This window comes from Arthrobacter sp. UYP4, assembly GCF_057291175.1.
In genome coordinates, this window is record NZ_JBXAVU010000009.1 from 1 (window position 1) to 19,630 (window position 19,630).

The following is a 19,630-nucleotide window of genomic DNA, read 5'->3' on the forward strand; positions in this document are numbered from 1 at the left end:
GCGAGCTCCCTCGAAATGCTCGAGTGAGACCTCCCCAAGGCCACGGAGATACGGCGCAGCGACAACCCTGCTGCAACACCGCGAGAGATCTCCTCGCGCTCTTGATGAGTCAGGTGCCGGCAGTTCCGCCGAGGAACATCCGGCTTGATTCCGCCATAGCCCCGGAGGAAGTACTGGACCACATGCGCCGGTTGCCCAACCCGGTCACCGACCTGACGGAACGACTCACCGTCCCGCCACCCCTCCCAAATCGCTTGTTGCTGCTCCTCTGTGAACTCCACACGCACCTCCACCACTCATCCTGCCAAGGAGTGGTGCATTGACCGGTTGAGACCACCATGGCGAAAATGTTGAAGAACAGGAACAGCGAGATGATGATCCCGTAGACGAAGGCGGGCGGTTCCGCCGCGCTCGTAGATCCGATGGACAGGAAGTAGATCAAAATGGCGATCCAGGGCACGATCCCCGCCAGTGATCCGAGGATGAAGGGTAAGAAATTGCCGCTACCGGGCCTCTCATACTTCTCTTGAAGGGCGCCGAAGCCGATCATCGCCGCATTGACGGCGAACAGGCAGATGAGGGCTGCGATGTCGGTGATTCCGGTGGTTTGCGCGATGAGCCAGATCATCACGGACGAGCTTAGCGAGTACTCGACCCAGCGGAAGTAGTTGTGTTGGACCCTCAGGCCGGCTTCGTAGCGCGGAAAGAATGCCGGTGAGGCAACCGCGAAGTGGAAGAGGGCGGACAGTGCCACGAACACCACGACGCCGGCGCCCACGTTGACCGCGAAGAGTTCCACGCGCTCGGGCGGGAGCGGGAATCCGGGCGGTCCTGCCAGGTAGTCCGCGGTGACGGGAAACGTGACCTGGTTGTCGAGCATCGCCAGGATGATCGTGAAGATCACGGCCTGCAGGAGGTGCAGCGAGCCGGCTACGACGTTGATGCGTCGCAGTCGACGGAAGCTATGAGGGCTCACATCGCTCACGTCAGCCGGACTGATGTCTGAGTTTGAGCGGGCTGCACGGGTCATGGCACTCCTGATAAGAGCGAACCTAAATCGTCCGGGGCCATCAAGCTAACATTGACCATTCAGTGTGCCTAGGAATGCTTCGTCTCTCAGCAATTAGTCTTTCAGCAGTTCTGTTGCTCTAGGCCCAGGTCCAGGTCCAGGTCCAGGTCCAACCGCAGCATCGCATCGGATCGACCGCCCACCTCCGGCCAGTTGCAGCATGCTCCCGGTGGTCGCCAGGGCGAGTGGTTCATCTGAGTCCTCCAGTAAGAGAGCGTGGCGAAGAGCGGTTCCTCTCCAGCGTCGTCAAGGCAGTCGGCACAGCAGGACGCGAACGTCGTCGATAGAACCCTTCCCATAATGGGTGAACTGTGCTTCACTTGTCAGTACATGGAGGGGAGTATCCCCTGTCCGTTCGTCGTCACTACGAGGATCCCAGCATCCTCCGGCGGACAGGGCCGATTCCGCTCGGCCGGGAGAGACCTCCATTTGGTTCAACAACTAACTGGAAGGTGCTTATTCATGGACGTCCCGTTGTGGGTCTGGTTCGCCGTCATCGGCTTCATCCTGATTATGCTCGTCGTCGATCTCGTTGCCCACCGTAAAGCCCATGTGATCAGCGTCCGTGAGGCCGCGGCCTGGTCGGCTGTTTGGGTGTTCTTCGGCGTCGCGTTCGGCGCCATCGTGTGGCGGTTCTGGGGGGCCGAGTTCGGTCAGCAGTACTTCGCCGGCTACCTCATCGAGAAGTCCCTGGCCGTGGACAACGTCTTCGTCTGGGCCATCATCTTTACGTTCTTCGCCGTCCCCCGCGAGTACCAGCACCGGGTCCTGTTCTTCGGGGTCCTCGGCGCCCTGGTCTTCCGGGCGATCTTCATCGCCGCCGGATCCGCGATCATCGCCAGCGCCGGCTGGGTCCTCTACCTGTTCGCCGCGTTCCTGCTCTTCACCGGGTACCGGATGCTCATCCAGCGTAACGAACACATCGACCCCTCAAAATCCCGTGCCCTGAAACTCTTCCGCCGCTACGTGCCCATGACCGATGCCTTCCATGGCCAGCGGTTCCTCATCCGCAAGAACGGGATCCTGCTCGCCACCCCGCTTCTAGCGGTCCTGGTCCTGGTCGAAGTCACCGACATCGTTTTCGCCGTGGACTCCATTCCTGCGATCTTCGCCGTCACCGACGAGGTGTTCCTCGTCTTCACCGCCAACGCCTTCGCGATCCTGGGTCTGCGCGCCATGTACTTCCTCCTGGCCGACCTCATCCACCGCTTCGTGTACCTCAAGATCGGACTCGCGATCGTCCTGATCTGGGTGGGCATCAAGATGGCCCTGAAGATCGACCTCTACTACATCCCCACCACGATCTCCCTCGCCGTCATCACCACCATCCTCACCGTCTCCATCGCGGCCAGCCTCATCAAGACCCGCGGCCAGGGACGCCATGAACCACCTGCGCCCGCCGAAGCGCCCTTCCGCACCGCGGAACCCGAGGAACTGGCAGAACTCGAGCCCCTGTGGAAGCGAACCCGCCGGGAAACCACAGCCAAGGCCCCATCACCTGGCGCCTCGCGTGCCGCATCAGTCGATGCTGCGCCGGCACCTGACGCTGATCAGGATCCGGTGGACGATGCCGCACACAGCGGTGATCAAAGCACACCGGGTCGCTCCTCCAGCGGTGACCACTTCGACGCACCGCGCCACTAGCCACCGAGCTGTCGTCATCCCTCACTCGTAACAAAACCTGTCCAGGAAAGGAATCACAATGCCATCAGCGCCCACCAATCGACCCACCACACCAGTCGACCTGTACACCAGCCGCCGCACCGCCCGACGACACCCGTGGACGTTTCTCACCCAGCACGGGCATGTGTTGCTGGTCGTCGCGACGGACCCGCACCCCCTGGTCGAGAACATCGCCGCCACGGTCGGCATCAGCCCACGCAAGACACTGCAGATCCTGAAGGATCTGGAGGACACCGGGTACCTGTACCGGATGCGGGAGGGACGGCGCACCCGCTACACCATCGACCCACACAAGCACTTCCGCCACCCGGCGACCTCGCACAAGGAGATCGGTGCGCTCCTGGCGATCTTCACTCAATCGCCAGCCGATACACGCTATTAGGACCCCGGGCTACGACCAGAAGGAAACTCCTCATGAAACACCGCAGAACAGCCCTCCTCGGGTCCGGGCTCCTCCTTACAGGGGCGTTGCTGATCACCGGATGCGACGACACGCAAGTGCCGCAAGGACCGGGAGTCGAGGAGCAGGAAGACGCCGAAAACCAAGACGGCAGCCCCGACGGACAAGACGACGGACAAGACGACGGGCAGGACGAGGACAGTGACGAATAGCTCTGAGATCAGAAGCGGCGCAGTACCTCTGGCGCGCGCGAGGCCGACACCAGCAGAAGAGCAACCGTTAATGACGCCACCAGAGCAACGAGGTGCCCACGCCCATTCGTGGACTTTCCTGACGAACCACGGGCATGTCCTCATCGTGGTCGCTGGGGACCCGAGCGCCCTGGTCGATGACATAGCCGCACGGGTCGGGATCACCGGCAGGGCCACCTTGCACATCCTGAAGGACCTGGAGGACACGGGATACCTGCAGCGCATCAAGGAAGGACGGCGCACACGCTATGTCATCAACGCGCACCAGCACTTTCGCCACCCAGCGATCGCTCATCAGGAAGTCGACGCACTCCTATCGATCTTCGGATCAACCGCTACAACGACACGGAAGGACAGAACGTGAGAGCGCCCACCCGTACCCCCACCAGCATCAGGTCACTGCCGGCCGGTGTCCTGGCCCGACCTCACCGCAATGCCATGCATCGTCGGGAGATCCTTGTCTCCGAGGGGCAGGAAGCGGCGGACACGAGGATTGGAAAGAGGCCATGATCGACGGGGGCCGCCTGTTCCAGTCTGATCACCGATCACCAGAACGAGAATCAGGGCTGGGTGAAGCAGGCCAGGGCAACGCTGAGAGCATCGACGAGACTGTTGACACCGCTGCGGACGCCGCATTGCAGGTCATGGAACAGCGCATCAATGCTTTGGTTTCTACCGTCCCTACGCTCTTCCGCTACCCGCGCGGCGGTGGCGGACCATGATCATCGTTCTGACCGGAATCGACGGGGCGGGCAAGACGACGGCCGGGCAGATGCTCGCGCAGCAGCTTAGCGCGGCCGAGTATCCTGCGGTCTTCACCAAGAACAGTTCTGGGCGGCGGAGCATCACGGCCTGGTGTGGTAGGCGGAAAATCAAGCCCCCGGTGCGCCTGCTCGATACTGTCGAGACGAGTATCCGCTGCATTAACGTGCTCATCTCTCACCTGCGCGCCCGGCCAGGTAGCAGGGTCGTCATCATGGACCGATACCTGTACTGCCAGGCGGCATTGAGGCAAGCGAGGGGCCTGAAATCAGGCTGGTTCCTGCCCTTCCTGTCCAAGGCCCTGCCTACCCCCGACATCGTCTTCTACTTCGACGTGCCACCCGACATCGCCTACAGCAGGATCCGACGGCGGGCCGCGGACACCGAGACCCTCGAGCACCTCCACGCCTTCGACGAGGCCTACCGGGAGCTCGTAGAATTTCCGTCCTTCATCACCATCGACGCCAGCAACCCTGCCGGGCAACTCGTCGAGGCCATGCTGCAGGAACTCGGTGTGTGCGGTCTGGGGCTCCCCTCATGAGCACGCCCCGAAACGACGGCACAAGGGCCCCCATCAGGGCACCCCGCAGCCGATCGATGACAGGAAGCAACTTCGAGCTGATCGCATGGCTTTTCATGCGCTGGTCCGGCGCCCTCCTGGTCGTGCTGATCTTCGTGCACCTCTTCGTGAACCTCGTGCTCGGCGACGGGATCAACCAAATCGACTTCGCCTTCGTCGCCGGCAAATGGGCACACCCCTTCTGGCAATGGTTCGACCTGATCATGCTCTGGCTGGCCATGCTCCACGGCACCAACGGGCTTCGCGTCATCATCAACGACTACACCGACACCGCCCGGACACGCATGATGCTCAAAGCCGTGCTCTACACCTGCACCGCGGTCATCATCGCACTCGGTTCCCTGGTCATCTTCACCTTCGACCCCTGCCCCGTCGGAGCTTCCCCGAGCACGCTTCCCGCGCTGTGCTCGGCCGGACCACCCTAGAACTCTCACCGGCACAAGGTCTGGCCGTGCATGTCACGAAGCCGTAAACGATCACGGAAACCGCCGAAGGCAGCCGATCGGCAACCAAGTGACCGCTCGTGCCGCCAACACCGGTCGACTTCTCACCCAACTCGATGCTGAGGCCAACAACGACCGGTCCAATACACCTGTAAGGAGAAATCTGTCATGGCACTATCGGACGAAGAACGCTCCCGGTTCGAGGAGCTCGAACTGCGTTTCGCGATCGAGGATTCTGAGCGCGCCCCGCGCCTGCAACACCCAAATTTCCCGCACCCCCCACGACGTCGCAAAGCAGCGTTCATCATGATCGTCGTAGGGATGCTCACCGTGATCACCTCCATAGCACTGTCCGCCCCAGCTATAGGTGTCGCCGGTTTCGTCATCATGGTCGCCGGCGGCATCGTAGGAACACCACCGCCTCCACCAGAACAAAGGGACACATCACCGCCGGGTCCGACACGTCCGTCGGGTCCGCAGTCGAGTACGAAGCCCCTTTAAGAAGGTCGAGCTGGACGATACCTTCATGTCAGTACGCTGCCTGATCCGTCGCCGTCCGTACTGCTGGGAGCGACTCAGAACACAGGGTCCGACGCACGAACAGTAGACAGGCGAAACGCAGCACCTGCACTGCCACGGCCACGGCCTGGAGTGAGCTTGGCCGGCGGCCCTAGCCACAATAGGTGAAGTTTGCTTTACTTATTGTAATGGAGGGAAGCATCCCCATATCCAGTTCGTTGTCGCAACGAGAGTCCCTGCACTCTTCGGCGGACAGGACTGCATGCTGCGGCTGGGATAGACCTCCAGCGGGTGCAGTAATTGACTGGAAGTAGGCTCGCGTGAACAGTTCTGACCGCACATGGACCGCCGCCACCTCAAGGGCCCAGCACCCGCGTTCACCTTTACCTGGCCCTTGGAATCGAGCTCACAATCATGCCTTGGTCGTAGCGCGGCGTGTAGGAGCCTTCCAAGCCCAGGTGAGAACAAGAGCTAAGTCTGCTGTAACGATCGGCGGTGTTGTAGTGCTCGGAATGACGTTGTGTGGGTGCTCGTTCACGAACCCAATTGGTACAGGGATGAAAGACTCCTCCAGTAACGGAGTGCACGAATCAAGCGGAAACGTCCGATTGCAGAACATTCTGATTGTTGGCGAGTCCGCCGAGGAGCCTGGGCGTGTTCTGGGCACCATCATCAACGATGGTAATAAGGACCTTATGCTCGAGATCACCGTGGCGGGAGAAGCCGAAAGGATGTTAGTCCGCGGCAGGAACTCGGTTCGTCTCGAGAGTGCGGGTCCGCTTATCTTTGAGCGAGCCGGCGCTGATGCAGGGTCAGTAGTGCCAATGACCGTCACTCACGCGGGCGGTTCCTTCACCGTACTGGTGCCTGTCCTTGATGACTCCCTACCGTACTACGCTCCCTATATGCCCTAACTCATCTGTCCTCAGACCTGTCGCACCCGCTGCGCTTCTACATCACTGCCTTTGGCAGGATTCTGGAGATCAACAGCGAGACCACGCGATATGCGTCCATCGCGTCTTCCACAACCCTTTCTGCACGGCAGACGACGCAGGGCGGGTTCCGGTGCACTGACGTTCGGCGATCGCGTCGACACACGCGTGACACCACACACGAGAGAGCGAAGCAGTTTGTGAACCAGGACCACCTGAAGAGGTCTACATATCGTTTTGTCCGGGATTCGGTCTATCAGCTTTTCCACCTGCGTTCGAAGCGGCCGCTCAGCAGGGAAGACGCCTCGGGCAGGATCACAGCTTTCGTGTACGGGGACATTCTGATCCTTGCTGCGCTTATCGCGTTGTACCCACAGGACCTACTCACCTTCAAAGCTCTGACCTACATCATCGGCACTGGCGCTTCAACCTTCATCGCACACGTGCTGGCCGAACACGTCGGAATCCGGGTAGCGGCACCCGACCAAGCAACCACGTCGCACCTCAAACGTGAGGCGTGGCATGCAGTACCGATAGCATCAGCCGCGGTCGGCCCCGCACTTCTCATGACCGCCGCACTGGTGGGCTGGATTGACCCGGAGTTTGCGCTGCAACTGGCAATCCTCATCACAGTCGTCCGACTGGGCAGCCTGGGATGGGTAGTAGCACATCTTCGAAGCGAACGGGTAGTTCCTCAGACCTTCATCCTGGGCTTGGCCCTGGCCGCACTATGCCTGGCAGCCGCCCTCCTCAAAGCTCTGGTCACCGGATAGTGGCGAAGCCATCGAAACTGCTGCGCACAGAGCCACGCGAAGGGCGTCCCTGTTGAGGCACCGAGGAATTCATTCATCCTGAGCCGCGGATCCAGATCTTTACGCTCATACGGAGCAATTCGCGGCCAGCGTCCGCGAACGACCGTCCATAAGACACTTAACAGCAAGAGGACTCGGAACGGTGCGTCGTGTTCCATGGGCCGTGTCCGAGACCTATGTACTGTCACCGACGTTCGCGGTACAGTTTCGGGCTATGGCAGCTGTTGGTTATGCGCGCGTGTCGACCCGGGAGCAGAATCTCGACGGTCAGACCGATGTGCTCGAAGCTGCCGGGTGCAAAAAGGTCTTCATCGAACACGCCTCCGGCGTTCTTGCGAAGCGGCCAGCCCTCGATGACGCGCTGGACTATCTGCGTGCCGGTGACACCCTGGTCGTGACGAAGCTCGACCGACTTGGCAGGTCGGTACGGAATCTGAAGGAAGTCGTGGATGGGCTCGAGAAGCGGGGCGTCGGGTTGAAGGCGCTTTCGCAGGGTATTGATACGACGACTCCGGGCGGGCGGTTGTTTTTCCATATGCTCGCGGCGATCGCGGAGTTCGAGCACGATCTCATCGTGGAGCGTACGAAGGACGGCCTGGCTGCAGCGCGGGCTCGCGGGCGTAAAGGTGGTGGGCGGATCAAGATGAGTACGACGAAGATCCGTCAGGCGCGGGCCATGTATGACGAGAAGACATACACGGTGCAGCAGATCGCGGAGACGTTCGGGGTCTCGCGTGGGACGATCTACCGCCATCTCGGCGAAGACGTCAGGGCATAGAGGCGGACGACCGAGGTGCGGCGCAGCGTCCATGACAAGATCGACCTGCTGCGCCAGCACGACCAGGGCGTTCCGTGGACCCGTGTCGCCGCGGAGTCGGGGGTTCCGTTACGGACATTGAGCCGTTGGGCCAGCACGTACCGGACCGATCCATCGTCGACCAGCCTCCGGCCAGCCCGTCGGCGTGACCGCGGTAGAAGGCGGCTTCCCGCAGAGCTCGTGGAAACTATCGAGGGTTTGGCGCTTCGCCGGCCCGAACCCAGCAAAGCCTTCATCCACCGGCGGGTAGCCGACATCGCCCGCGACCGCGGGCTCCCGGCGCCCAGCTATTCCACCGTCCGGGCGATCATCGCCGGCATCGACCCGGGCCTGCGGACCCTCGCCCATCACGGGGACGCCGCATACCGGGACAGGTTCGAACTGGCCTTCCGTCGCACCGCGGACCACCCGAACGAGCAGTGGCAGGCCGATCACACGCTGCTGGACGTCATGATCCTCGACAAGGCCGGCGACCCGGCGCGGCCGTGGCTGACCGTCGTACTCGATGACTACTCGCGTGCTGTCGCCGGCTATACCGTGTTCCTCGGTGCCCCGACTGCCGAGCAGACCGCCCTGGCACTGCATCAGGCCGTGAACCGCAAGACGCATCCCGCCTGGCCTGTGTCCGGTCTGCCCGATGTCCTCTACAGCGACCACGGCTCCGACTTCACCTCCGCCCGACTCGAACAGGTGTGCCTCGACACCCACATTCAGCTCATCCACTCACAGGTCGGCGTCCCGCAGGGCCGCGGGAAGATCGAACGCTTCTACGGCACGATCACCACCGAGTTGCTGCCCCACCTGCCCGGGTACATCCCCCACGGCACGAACGGGAAACCCGTCTCACCGCCGTCGCTGAATCTCGAGCAACTCGACGGGATCCTTGAACGCTTCATCGTCACCGAGTACAACCAGCGCAATCACTCCCAGACCGGCGACACACCCGCACACCGTTGGGCCTCCTCCGGTTTCATCCCGCGCAGCCCCGCCCGGCCCGAAGACCTAGACCTGCTCCTCCTCACTGCAGCTGCCACCCGGAAAGTGCAGCGCGACGGCGTGCAGTTCGCCTCCACCCGATACATCTCACCCATCCTCGCCGCCTATGTCGGTGAGCATGTCACCGTGCGCTTCACCCCCCGCGACGTCGGCGAAATCCGCGTCTACTTCAACAACGAGTACCTCTGCCGCGCTATCGCCCCCGAGCTCGCCGCCGAACACGTCTCCCTAGAGGAGCTCCGGGCTGCCCGCGCCACGCGCCGGCGTGAGCTCAAACAGCAACTCCAGCAACGCCGCAGTCTCGCTGACGCGCTCCCTACCGACACCCGCTACACACCGATCGATCCATCACACCTGACCGGGCTGACCGACTCGAGCGACGCGGAATCCACTCCAGCGCCGCCGCCCGTAGAGGTAGCTCCCCGACAGAACAGATTGCGTCTCTATGCGACCGACTAACGCCAAGCACACAGTCCTCTTCGGCAAAGATGACGACGGCCGCCGCTTCCTGACCGGCGACTTCGCCGAGGTCAACGACGACGCCCCACCACTACCGACCCGTCCCCCTTTCCTCAGTACCAGGGAGCACCGCCGCTTCACCGAGTTCGCCGACGCCGTCCGAACCCACCGCTACATCGGGCTGTGCTGGGGACCGCCCGGCATCGGCAAAACCCTTTCCGCCCGGCACTACGCAGCCGCCGACGACTGGGAACAATGGCACACCCTGTTCGCCGACCAGCTCGGCCCCGTGCCGCCCGCGGTCCTCCAAGCGCGCACAGCGTTCTTCACCCCCACCGTCGCCGCCACCGTCCGGCAAATCGACACCGGCCTCCCGAAAGCCTGCCAACAGATCTCCTTCGCAGTCGACTACGCCGAACACGGCGTCGTCGACCCCTACGTCCACACCGAATCCCGATCGAGTGGCCGCACCGAACTCCTCATCATCGATGAAGCTGACCGGCTCAAGGCCACTGGCCTCGAACAAGTCCGCGACTACTTCGACCGCCACCACATGGGCGTCATCCTCATCGGGATGCCCGGCATCGAGAAAAGACTCGCCCGCTACCCCCAGCTCTACAGCCGCATCGGATTCGCCCACGAATACCGACCACTCACCCCAGAGGAGCTCACCGCCGTCCTCACCCAACGACTCCCCGCCAGCACCACAACAACCGACCCCCTCGCACAAACCACCGCGATCGCGACCATCGTCCGCATCACCGCCGGGAACTTCCGCCTCGTTGATCGACTCATCACCCAAATCCAACGCATCCAGGCCCTCAACAACCTCGACACACTCACCCCCGAGGTTGTCGACGCCGCCCGCGAAGCACTCCTCATCGGCCACTGAATTCCGCGCAAACAACGCCACTTACCGCTGCGATTCACACCCCCGGTATCACGGGCTTCTCTTTGTCTCATAAACTTGTCTCGATGCAATATGTCCTAGAAGTACGCGCATTTGGGGTTTCTGAGACAGAATGGCTGGATGAGGCATCTCGGATACACCAGGGTCAGCACGTCGAGCCGGGACGCGCAGCTGCAGCTGGACGCACTGGTCACCGCCGGCGTGCACAAGAGGGATGTGTTCGCTGACGTTACCTCAGGGACCAGGGCTGCGATCGAGCGGCCGGGCATGAAGAAGCTGCTCGCGTACGCCGACGCAGGCGACACTCTCGTCGTGTGGCGCATCGACCGTCTCGGTCGCTCGCTCATTGACGTCCTCAACACAGTGAACATGCTCCGCGATCGCGGGATCCTCGTCCGGTCCCTGTCAGATGGGATTGATCCTGCGACATCGACCGGACGGTTGATGCTGAACATGCTCGCCACCCTCGCCGAGTACGAGCGGGAGCTCATCGTTGAACGCATCAATGCTGGCATCGCCGCTTCAAAGCAGAACGGGACGAAGTTCGGACGACCAGCCGCGAACCCAAAGGTCATTGCAGACAAACTCGCGATCGCAGCCGATGCACGAGCGAAAGGTCGGACCGCTGATGAAGCTGCCCGCCTGGTCGGATGGAGCCGCGCCACCCTCTATAGACACCAACAAGCGCACGCAATCAATGACGTTTCACCTGCCTGATTGAGCCGACAGCGTGCTCAGAGCGACTGAGTAGCAACCCGTAGGTGCACAACCGGTCGACTGGGCGGGGGCTCGTTCCACTTCGAACTGTCGGCAGCCCGTGTGATTATGGTGCCTCCATCAAGGGGAGGCAGGGCACCATGGCTAAGGGTGACATTCATACAAGCAAGCAGGGCGACCGCTGGATCAATAAGGCCGAAGGAAACCAGAACGCTTCCAACAGCGCATCTACAAAGGCCGAAGCTCAGGCGGCCGGTCGGCAAATGGCGATTGACCGCAGTGTGGAGCACGTGGTGCACAAGGAGAACGGTCAGATCGGTGAGCGGAACACCTACCCCCGTAGCAGGGACCCTCGTTCCTCAAAGGGCTGACGGGCTTCTAAGTGCTCGGATGCTAGTCGCTCTAGCGGCGCTTAGTACCAGGTGTGCGTCCGGTGGTGAGTTCGCCGACTTGGGTGAGGTGTTCGGCGACGTCGATGAGTTTGGTGTTCGTGTTCGCGCTGGCGGTGGAGATCAGGGTGAAGGCCTGCTGTGCGCTGATCTTATGGCGTTCCATGAGGATGCCTTTGGCCTGGCCGATGATGTCCCGGTTGATCAGGGCTGCGTTGAGTTGGCTGATTTCCTGGGAGTCAGCGAAAGCGACTGCGGCGTGGGCTGCGAGGAGCAGCCCGATTTCCTCGTCGTCCTCATCGAATGCCCCGACCGTGTTGCCGTAGACGTTCAGGGCGCCGAGGTTGTCGCCGGCGACGAACAGCTGGAAGGACAGCATGCTTCGGGCGCCGAGGTCCCAGGCGCGCTCGGCGAACCGCGGCCACCGGGCTTCCTCACCGATGTTGGGGACCCGGACGATCTGTTCCCGAAACGCCGCATCCATGCACGGTCCCTGCCCTGTTTCGGACTGCACCGCGTCGACATCCCGGGGCAGGTCCCCCGACGCTGCACGGGATTCGACCGTCCTGCGGGCCTTCACGACGCTGATGGACGCTTCTGAGGCGTGGGGTATCAGCCGGATGGCAGTTTGGACGATTTCGTTGAGGACCTGCTCGATCCCGGATTCCTGCTGCAGGTCCCGGGCCAGTTCGGTTAGCTGCTCCGCGATGCCACCGCCGACAACAGCATCCTGGTCATCCGTTGTTCCACTGGTCATCTACCACTCCACCGTCCTTCTGATTATCGCACCCTCTCCTCGTGTGCTCTGCGATCGCGATGCGAGCGAGGGGTGTGCTGCTGTTTCACGCTTCGACCCTGTCTGCTGGTGCGGTCGGTCACCTCGACAGGTTGTTGATTGCTGCTACCGATGACCAGCACCGGGTAGCTGGCCGCTGGTGACCAGGGCTGAGGCGACCCGGCCGAGCTTGGTGTTGCTGCCGTTGCTCGCGGAGACGAGCAACGCGAAAGCTTCATCTGCGGAGATTCTGTACCGCTCCATAAGGATGCCCTTGGCCTGACCAATCATGTCCCGGCTTTCGACAGCTTCAGCCATCTGGGTGAGGTGCTCATTCATTTCACGCAGTCGTTGCAGAACCTGCTCCAACGCGGGATTCATATCATTGCTGGTTCCACGCTCGTCCTGATCCCCCACGGACCGGCCCTTCACTCGGTGAGACCATGCGATGTTGTTCCCCGGAGACACTGTCTCACATCACGGTCGGCGAGAAAGCGGGCCCGGCAGGACGCATGCGCAACGCACCTCTGCTTCCACGGCTGGTCATCGACGCGCATCACTGTTGTGGGCGGGCTGGCGCGGGAGGTCGAGGAATCCCGCGGGGTGGCGTATCGGCTGTAAAGTGTGGGAGGTCGTTTAGCAGAGGGCGCCTGATAATGCTTCATGGGTACCCGGCCACGGTGGTGGGAGAAGACCCGGAGCGTGAAAGCGGCCCTCATGTCTGATCACCCCAGCCTTCTGCCAACCGTCAGCACCCCTTCGGTTCCGGAAACCCTTCAGGACATGGTTCTGGACAGTGCTGACATCGGCGCGTTCCTCACGAGTCTTGCCCAGGAAGCAGCGCGCACGCTGTCCCGACCGGATCACGAGGCACTGGCCGCAGTAACACTCTTGCGGCCCCGGACACAGGCCACGGTCGGCAGCAGCAGCGACCACGCGAAGAAAATGGACGAGGTTCAGTACCGATTCGACGATGGGCCGTGCCTGCGCGCGGCACGCGAGAACACCGTGTACGTGGTGACCGACTTCCACACCGAGTCACGCTTCGGCCCCTACAGTGCAGCCGTTCATAACCACGGGTTGCGCTCAGCCCTCGGTGTGCCGATCCCGCTCGACGGCGGTGCCACCGCCGCCCTTGACCTATACGCGAGCCAACCGGACGCTTTCGACAACGAAACTGTAGACGCAGCAGCGCGGCTCGCCAGGGAAGCCTCCAAGGCATTGCGGACGGCAGTACGGATCGCCCACCTCTCCGAGGCGAACCAGCATCTGCGTGCTGCCATGGATTCGCGCACCACGATCCAAGTCGCGACCGGCATCATCATGGCTCAGAACCGGTGCAGCCACGACACAGCTATGAGCATCCTTAAAGCCGCTTCCAGTGCCCGCAACCTCAAACTCCGCGACCTCGCAGAGGTCGTGGTGCACGGTCTAGGCCAAAGCGCCCCCGCAACGCACTTCGACAGCTAAGTCAGGGCACAAGCACCACCTGGCATCGCAGCGCGTGCGAGGTAGGACCCGTCTAGGAGCAAACCTGGGTAATGGTCAAGGGGGGCGAGGGGGAGGCCGAAAATCTGGCCGGCATATGTTCCCTCGTCCAGCTGGCTGCTTGACCGGACGAGGGGAATTCACCACCAGATTCACGTCGGCGATGTCTTTGACCGAGTCAAACACCATATCCGGTGACCGCCACGTCTTCAGTGAGCGCCCTGCCACCTTGGACACCCACCACCGCACCCAAAGCCCAGCACCTCATCTCGAATACACCAGGTTCAGCACGTCGAGTCAGAACGCCCAGCTGCAACTCGACGCGCTGGTCGCCGCGGGCATGCACAAGCAAGATGGGTTGGCTATTGTCACAACCCCTGTCAGTGCCGCGAACTGAATTTCTTTGCTCACCCGTGACCTGCGGCGACAGGTCGTCTTGAAGTCCGTATGCGTTTTTGCGGGGCCGGTGCCTGTTGCTGTGATCCTGGGTTGGTTGAGGCGCTGCCGCTCGGATGGTAGGTGGAGCGGTTGATGCCAGGCCGGGATGGGTGGAGTTCAATGACCATGAGTGCCTGCAATTAGAATGGGAGGATCTTTTAAGGTCCAGCTGGTCTCGAAACCTCGGGTTGGCATCAAGGAGGATGATGACCGACTAGATCCTGTCCGGAAAGACTTTATGACCAGCGTCAGTGCAGCCAACACCAGTTTCGAGAACTACCGGATCGTGCGGCTGGACCGGTGCGCGGTGTTCGTGTCCATGGCGCAGCCGATGTCCATCACGGAGCAGGACGCCCTCGAGATCCTGCAGAAGAGCTTCGAGCTCACCCAGCACCGCCAGTACGCCCTGCTTGTCGACGTAAGCATGACTGTCGACGTTTCCCCCGAGGCGCGGCGGGTGTTCTCCTCCGCCCGGAACATCCTGGTTGCCGCGATGCTCGGCAGCACCCCGATGGACCGGATGCTCTCCGCCCCCTACGAGCACGCTGTGTATCCTTCCGAGTACTTCACCGACAAGGACGAAGCACTCCGGTGGCTGCGCCTCATGCACGAGATGCTCTGCCAGGATCCCGTCGAGCACACCCTGAGCCTGACCATCGACCTGGATCCCTTCAGAACCCGTCATCAAACCGCTGCCGTCTCCGCCAGCCGCTCGTCAGAGCCAACCGGTCGTGGGTATGCTTCCGCTCATGCTGAGTCTGGCGCGTCACAGGTGATTGAGCCACCGGATTCTGTGCTCGATAGCAGGAACGTCACGGACTTCTTCGAGCGACTCACGGTTCTCGGTGCGCAGCTCTTCAGCGACGATGGATCGGTGCCGTGCGGACTGATGTTCAGACACAACGACGGACAAACCCTGTTCTATAGTGCATCGCCTCAAATCATTGCCATGTACAAGGCACAAAGGGCACAAGCCGGTACAGGCGGCGGTCCCGCCCCGCATGCCCTGCGCGCCGCGCAGGTGCAGGTCGCCGACGACACGAGTGATCCGGCGTATCCGCCGTTCTTCAAAGTCACCGCGTCCCTGGGATACTCCTCAATCCTCAGCGTTCCCTTGAACAGTGGTGCCAACAGTTCCGCATCCCTGAATTTCTACGCCCAGCCCAAGGGCTTCTTCACAGCGGACAGGCAGCGCGTCGCCACGGTCTTTGCAGGACAGACCGCCATGTCCATGGACATGATGATGCGCGCAGCCCTCCACGAGAACACCACGGTCAACCTGCGCTCGGCGATGCAAACTCGGACCAGCATCGACATCGCCATCGGCATCATCATCGCTCAGAACCACTGCACCCAAGGCGAAGCCTTCGACATCCTGAAAAAGGCCTCGAACACCCGCAACATCAAACTGCGCGACCTCGCCACGAACATCGTCAAGCAGGCGACCGGCTCCCCACCGGAGCTTCACTTCACCCTCTAACCCAGCATCAAGAGCGTCTCGTCACTGATGGATGCAACTGACGAGACCGCGGTGAGGTTGGTTGCGAGACGACCTATAGGGGGACGCTGACGTACAACGGATTGATCAGCTGCCCGCTACAGAGGTGTGTTGGGCTCAAGTCAGGCTGCGGAAGTGGTCTCCACTCAAGTTCCCATAATCATCCCTATCTGCGGGCCCTGTACTAAGCGAGTACTTCACCGAAGAAGCTAGCGCCCTGCGGTGGCTGGCCATGATGCACGATCTCGTATGTGCCAACCCTGTCCCCCATGCCTTGCGTCTTACCGTTGACCTAGATCCGTTCCGGGGACTGTCCGATAAACGGTGTGTGGGGTCCGGCGGTTTTCATCGGTGAATGGTTCTTTCGAACCGGTTCGCGAAGGTGATCGCGAATGCGTTGAGCGCGGGTTTCCACCTGATCACCCAGCGTGCTCTGCCGCCGCCGGTGGGGTCAAGGGATCGGGTGACGAGGTAGAGACACTTCAGTGCCGCGGTCTCGTTCGGGAAATGTCCGCGTGCTCTGACGGCTCGCCGGTAGCGGGCGTTGATGGATTCGATCGCGTTTGTCGTGCAGATGACCCGACGAATCTCTACGTCGTATTCGAGGAAGGGCACAAACTCGGCCCAGGAGCTCTCCCAGAGCTTGATGATCGCCGGATACCGTTCGCCCCACTCCGCGGTGAACTCCGTAAACCGGTCCTTCGCCGCAGCTTCGGACGGCGCCGTGTAGACGGGTTTGAGGGCTTTGACGATCCCGTCGCGGTGTTGCCGGCCGGCGTAACGGAAGCTGTTGCGGATCAGGTGCACGATGCACTGCTGCACCACCGTCCGCTCCCAGGTCGTCGTGATCGCCTCCGGCAGCCCTTTCAGGCCGTCGCAGACGGCGATGAGTACGTCCTGGACGCCTCGGTTCTTCAGCTCGGAGAAGACCTGCAGCCAGAACCTGGCTCCCTCACCTCCGTCCCCGTCCCCGTCCCCGGCCCAGATTCCGAGGATCTCGCGTTCCCCATTCGTCGTCACGCCCATGACGACGTAGAACGGGGTGTTGCGCACCTGCCCGTCCCTGACCAACACCGACGATCGCATCAACGAACAGGACCGGGTAGAGCGGATCCAACGGACGGGAGGACCACTCAGCAAGCTCACCGGCGACCTTCTCCGTGATCCGGCTGATCGTGTCCTTGGAAACCTTCGCCCCGTAGACCTCCTCGAAATGCGCTGCGATCTCCCCAGTCGTCAGCCCGCGGGCGGACAGGGAGAGCACGATCTGATCAATGCCATCCAGGCGGCGCTTCCCCTTGGGCACGATCACCGGTTCGAACGACCCGTCGCGGTCCCGTGGCACCTCGATCTCGACCGGGCCGATCTCTGTCAGCACCGTCTTCACTCGCGTGCCGTTGCGCATGTTCTCCGCGATCGGCGTCTGCCCGTGCTCATGCCCGAGATGCTCGGTCAGCTCCGCCTCGAGGGCGGTCTCGAGAACGTTCTTCGTAAGCTGGTTCAGCAGCCCGCCGGGCCCGACGAGGCTTACGCCCTGCTCCTTGGCCTGCGCGAGCAACCGTTCGGCGAGGTCCTTCTGATCGATGATCTCTCCCGTCACAGGATCGATCATCGCCTCTGCTACTTCGGTCGTGAAGTCGTTCACGGCCATCTCCTTTCGGATCAGGCCGGGCCCTCACACACCGTTTTTCTTACAGTCCCCCGTTCCGCCCACGCAAGCCACGAGTAGCCTGAATCGCAACACTTCCACGGCAAGCCGTTCTGCATGTAGAGCGAAGCACAGCAGAACATTGCGTGCTGAAGCAGCGGCCTGCCTCCACGAGTCCGATCAAAGTCCTTGATGGATGACCTGATACACGGGCCTCCGACTACGCCGTGCTGGTTCTCCGTCGACGTGTCGGGCTTGTCAGTGAGTGTTGTCGAGATCGGCTAGTAATCGTGTGTCACCAAACATGTTCTCGGGTGTGGCACGAGTACGGCTGGTGATCCAGTTGGTGATGTGTTCCGAGCTGAGGGGTCTGCTGTAGTGGTATCCCTGTGCGAGGTCGCAGCCCATGCTGAGCAGGGTGGAGCGTTGGTTGTCTGTTTCGACTCCTTCAGCGACGGCTCTGATGCCCACGGCGTGAGCGAGCTGAATACAGCTCGCGACGATTGCGCCATCCCCGTCATTGCTGCCGAGTCCGCTGACGAAGGACCTGTCGATCTTGAGTTCGTCGATGGGGAAGTCTTTGAGGTAGGTCAGGCTCGCGTAACCGGTTCCGAAATCGTCGATGGCCAGTCCTACGCCCAGTGCTTTGAGAGCAGTGAGCACCGTGAGCGCTACCGCTGGGTTGTCCATGAGCGCGGTCTCGGTAATTTCCAGGGTCAGCATATGAGGATCGAAATGGTGCCGGGCAAGGGCGGCTTCGACGATTCCGGTCAGTTGCGGATCGATGAGTTGGCGGGCGGAGAGATTCACTGCGATCTCGACCGGAGTGTGCACCACGGTCGAAGCGCTCCAATGGGCGCCCTGCTTGATCGCTTCATTGAGCACCCAAGCGCCCAGATCTCGGATGAGTCCGGATTCCTCTGCCAGGTCGATAAAGTCGCTGGGTTGTAGAAGGCCTCGCGTCGGGTGTTCCCACCGGACCAATGCTTCGACACCGTTGATGATGCTCGTCGCGACGTCTATGCGGGGTTGGTAGTGGACGCGCAGCTGCCCGGCCTCGATGCCGTGGCGGAGTTCTCCAAGGAGGCGCATGCGGTTCACTGCCGGATCGGACTCGGAAGGATCATGGACGTCCCAGGTGTTGCGGCCCCGCGCTTTCGCCCGATACATGGCGATATCAGCTCGCCGCAGCAGCCGATCGGCATCGGCGCCCTGGTCATCGGTGAGGGCAATACCGATACTTGCGGAACAAATGATTTCCAGGCCCTCGATGATCATCGGACTGTTCACTGTTTCGAGCAGCCGCTGGGCCAGTACTGTCGCATCGGACAGGGCACTGACCTGCTCAACCACGACGAATTCATCTCCAGCGAACCGCGCGACGGTCCCTGTATCCCGGATGGCTGAGGAAAGCCGTCGCGCCACGATGTTCAGTAGCTCATCCCCTGCATTGTGTCCCAGGCTGTCATTGACCGACTTGAAGTGATCGAGGTCCACGAACAAAGCCGCGATCTTCATGCTGGGCAGTGGTTCGGCGATATCCCGCTCGAGGATAGCCGCGAGACCCGCCCGGTTCGGCAGCCCAGTGAGGGAGTCGTGCAGTGCGAGGTGTTGCAGGCCGGCCTCGGCACGGACGCTGCGGACTTCGGACTCTTCCGCGCGCCGGCGGGCCGCGACGAGTTCAAGCTCGTACTGGCGGCGTTCGTGCGCACTGAAGATGATGACCCGGATCTCCACACCACCGTCGGAACGGACTGCCCGGACAGCTGTGAGCAGGGCGGCCCGGCGTTGTCCTTCCATGTCGAGGATCTCAAGGGACACCTCCGACACGGTTCCGGTGAGCTGCATCTGAGGTGCACTGTGGGTGGAGTGGAGAAGACGGTCGCCTATCGGCATCAGCCGGGGTAAAGGTGTTCCGATCACGTCGTCGCTGCCGTACCCCGTCCAGGCCAGGAAGCTCGCGTTAGCGGCAGTGATCGTCCACGCCTCATCCGTGATCAGGTAGCTGCACGGTGCCTGCTGGAACAGCTGCTCGTAGTCCATG

General features: G+C 61.9%; 20 protein-coding genes and 2 pseudogenes. 16 read left to right on the plus strand and 6 right to left on the minus strand.

Annotated elements, in window-relative coordinates:
- Together AC0Z9V_RS17445 and heR are read right to left on the minus strand one after the other, a co-directional pair.
- Nucleotides 1-287 (minus strand): helix-turn-helix domain-containing protein (locus tag AC0Z9V_RS17445; RefSeq protein WP_485142287.1); only part of this gene is annotated, 287 nt, incomplete at its 3' end.
- A gap of 56 nt (nt 288-343) precedes the next feature.
- A pseudogene (heR, locus tag AC0Z9V_RS17450) lies at nt 344-1,030 on the minus strand (heliorhodopsin HeR); the annotation flags it as partial.
- A gap of 501 nt (nt 1,031-1,531) precedes the next feature.
- Here heR and AC0Z9V_RS17455 point away from each other — a divergent pair.
- The 14 genes from AC0Z9V_RS17455 to AC0Z9V_RS17520 all read left to right on the plus strand — a co-directional run bounded on the left by AC0Z9V_RS17455 (nt 1,532) and on the right by AC0Z9V_RS17520 (nt 11,721).
- Entirely contained in the window at nt 1,532-2,713 is a 1,182-nt protein-coding gene (locus AC0Z9V_RS17455; RefSeq protein ID WP_019483733.1) for a TerC family protein, read from the plus strand.
- A 58-nt stretch (nt 2,714-2,771) separates the two neighbouring features.
- A complete protein-coding gene (locus tag AC0Z9V_RS17460) occupies nt 2,772-3,134 on the plus strand; it encodes a helix-turn-helix transcriptional regulator (protein WP_019483734.1) in 363 nt (120 codons plus the stop codon).
- 32 nt (nt 3,135-3,166) lie between these two features.
- A complete protein-coding gene (locus AC0Z9V_RS17465; protein ID WP_019483735.1) occupies nt 3,167-3,364 on the plus strand; it encodes a hypothetical protein in 198 nt (65 codons plus the stop codon).
- Nucleotides 3,365-3,434: 70 nt separating this feature from the next.
- Nucleotides 3,435-3,767 (plus strand): helix-turn-helix transcriptional regulator, encoded by a 333-nt coding sequence (locus AC0Z9V_RS17470; RefSeq protein WP_019483736.1) that lies wholly within the window; start codon nt 3,435-3,437, stop codon nt 3,765-3,767.
- A gap of 142 nt (nt 3,768-3,909) precedes the next feature.
- Nucleotides 3,910-4,125, plus strand: a complete 216-nt coding sequence (locus AC0Z9V_RS17475; protein ID WP_019483737.1) for a hypothetical protein — start codon at nt 3,910-3,912, stop codon at nt 4,123-4,125.
- The gene (locus AC0Z9V_RS17480; RefSeq protein ID WP_019483738.1) at nt 4,122-4,706 is read left to right on the plus strand and encodes a dTMP kinase; all 585 of its coding nucleotides are present in this window, start codon (nt 4,122-4,124) and stop codon (nt 4,704-4,706) included. Before AC0Z9V_RS17475 ends, AC0Z9V_RS17480 begins: the two co-directional genes overlap by 4 nt.
- Complete coding sequence (locus tag AC0Z9V_RS17485; RefSeq protein WP_019483739.1) at nt 4,703-5,170, plus strand: succinate dehydrogenase hydrophobic membrane anchor subunit; 468 nt, start codon at nt 4,703-4,705, stop codon at nt 5,168-5,170. Before AC0Z9V_RS17480 ends, AC0Z9V_RS17485 begins: the two co-directional genes overlap by 4 nt.
- A gap of 186 nt (nt 5,171-5,356) precedes the next feature.
- Nucleotides 5,357-5,689: a DUF3040 domain-containing protein gene (locus AC0Z9V_RS17490; protein WP_084442800.1), complete on the plus strand. Its 333-nt coding sequence runs from the start codon at nt 5,357-5,359 to the stop codon at nt 5,687-5,689.
- 1,150 nt (nt 5,690-6,839) lie between these two features.
- Nucleotides 6,840-7,412, plus strand: coding sequence for a hypothetical protein (locus AC0Z9V_RS17495; RefSeq protein ID WP_019483742.1), 573 nt, complete (start codon nt 6,840-6,842; stop codon nt 7,410-7,412).
- A gap of 253 nt (nt 7,413-7,665) precedes the next feature.
- Nucleotides 7,666-8,229, plus strand: a complete 564-nt coding sequence (locus AC0Z9V_RS17500) for a recombinase family protein (protein ID WP_024475803.1) — start codon at nt 7,666-7,668, stop codon at nt 8,227-8,229.
- Nucleotides 8,230-8,466: 237 nt separating this feature from the next.
- Nucleotides 8,467-9,723: a transposase gene (locus AC0Z9V_RS17505; protein WP_485142288.1), complete on the plus strand. Its 1,257-nt coding sequence runs from the start codon at nt 8,467-8,469 to the stop codon at nt 9,721-9,723.
- The gene (locus AC0Z9V_RS17510) at nt 9,710-10,615 is read left to right on the plus strand and encodes an AAA family ATPase (RefSeq protein ID WP_019483745.1); all 906 of its coding nucleotides are present in this window, start codon (nt 9,710-9,712) and stop codon (nt 10,613-10,615) included. The genes AC0Z9V_RS17505 and AC0Z9V_RS17510 overlap by 14 nt, the downstream gene beginning before the upstream one ends.
- Nucleotides 10,616-10,753: 138 nt before the next feature.
- The gene (locus AC0Z9V_RS17515; RefSeq protein WP_485142289.1) at nt 10,754-11,350 is read left to right on the plus strand and encodes a recombinase family protein; all 597 of its coding nucleotides are present in this window, start codon (nt 10,754-10,756) and stop codon (nt 11,348-11,350) included.
- Between the two features lie 140 nt (nt 11,351-11,490).
- Entirely contained in the window at nt 11,491-11,721 is a 231-nt protein-coding gene (locus AC0Z9V_RS17520) for a DUF2188 domain-containing protein (protein WP_485142290.1), read from the plus strand.
- A 31-nt stretch (nt 11,722-11,752) separates the two neighbouring features.
- Here the strand turns inward: AC0Z9V_RS17520 and AC0Z9V_RS17525 are convergent, their stop codons facing one another.
- Nucleotides 11,753-12,496: a GAF and ANTAR domain-containing protein gene (locus tag AC0Z9V_RS17525; protein ID WP_485142291.1), complete on the minus strand. Its 744-nt coding sequence runs from the start codon at nt 12,494-12,496 to the stop codon at nt 11,753-11,755.
- A 144-nt stretch (nt 12,497-12,640) separates the two neighbouring features.
- The gene (locus AC0Z9V_RS17530; RefSeq protein WP_485142292.1) at nt 12,641-12,931 is read right to left on the minus strand and encodes an ANTAR domain-containing response regulator; all 291 of its coding nucleotides are present in this window, start codon (nt 12,929-12,931) and stop codon (nt 12,641-12,643) included.
- A gap of 285 nt (nt 12,932-13,216) precedes the next feature.
- Between AC0Z9V_RS17530 and AC0Z9V_RS17535 the strand changes: the two genes are divergently transcribed.
- Both AC0Z9V_RS17535 and AC0Z9V_RS17540 read left to right on the plus strand, forming a co-directional pair.
- Nucleotides 13,217-13,984 (plus strand): ANTAR domain-containing protein, encoded by a 768-nt coding sequence (locus AC0Z9V_RS17535; RefSeq protein WP_485142293.1) that lies wholly within the window; start codon nt 13,217-13,219, stop codon nt 13,982-13,984.
- A 694-nt stretch (nt 13,985-14,678) separates the two neighbouring features.
- Entirely contained in the window at nt 14,679-15,920 is a 1,242-nt protein-coding gene (locus tag AC0Z9V_RS17540) for a GAF and ANTAR domain-containing protein (RefSeq protein WP_485142294.1), read from the plus strand.
- A 363-nt stretch (nt 15,921-16,283) separates the two neighbouring features.
- Here AC0Z9V_RS17540 and AC0Z9V_RS17545 read toward each other — a convergent pair.
- Nucleotides 16,284-17,550, minus strand: a pseudogene (locus AC0Z9V_RS17545) (IS256 family transposase).
- Between the two features lie 294 nt (nt 17,551-17,844).
- Nucleotides 17,845-19,629 carry a putative bifunctional diguanylate cyclase/phosphodiesterase gene (locus AC0Z9V_RS17550; RefSeq protein WP_485142295.1) on the minus strand — a complete coding sequence of 595 codons (1,785 nt, stop codon included), beginning with the start codon at nt 19,627-19,629 and terminating at the stop codon, nt 17,845-17,847.
- Nucleotide 19,630 lies beyond the last annotated feature (1 nt).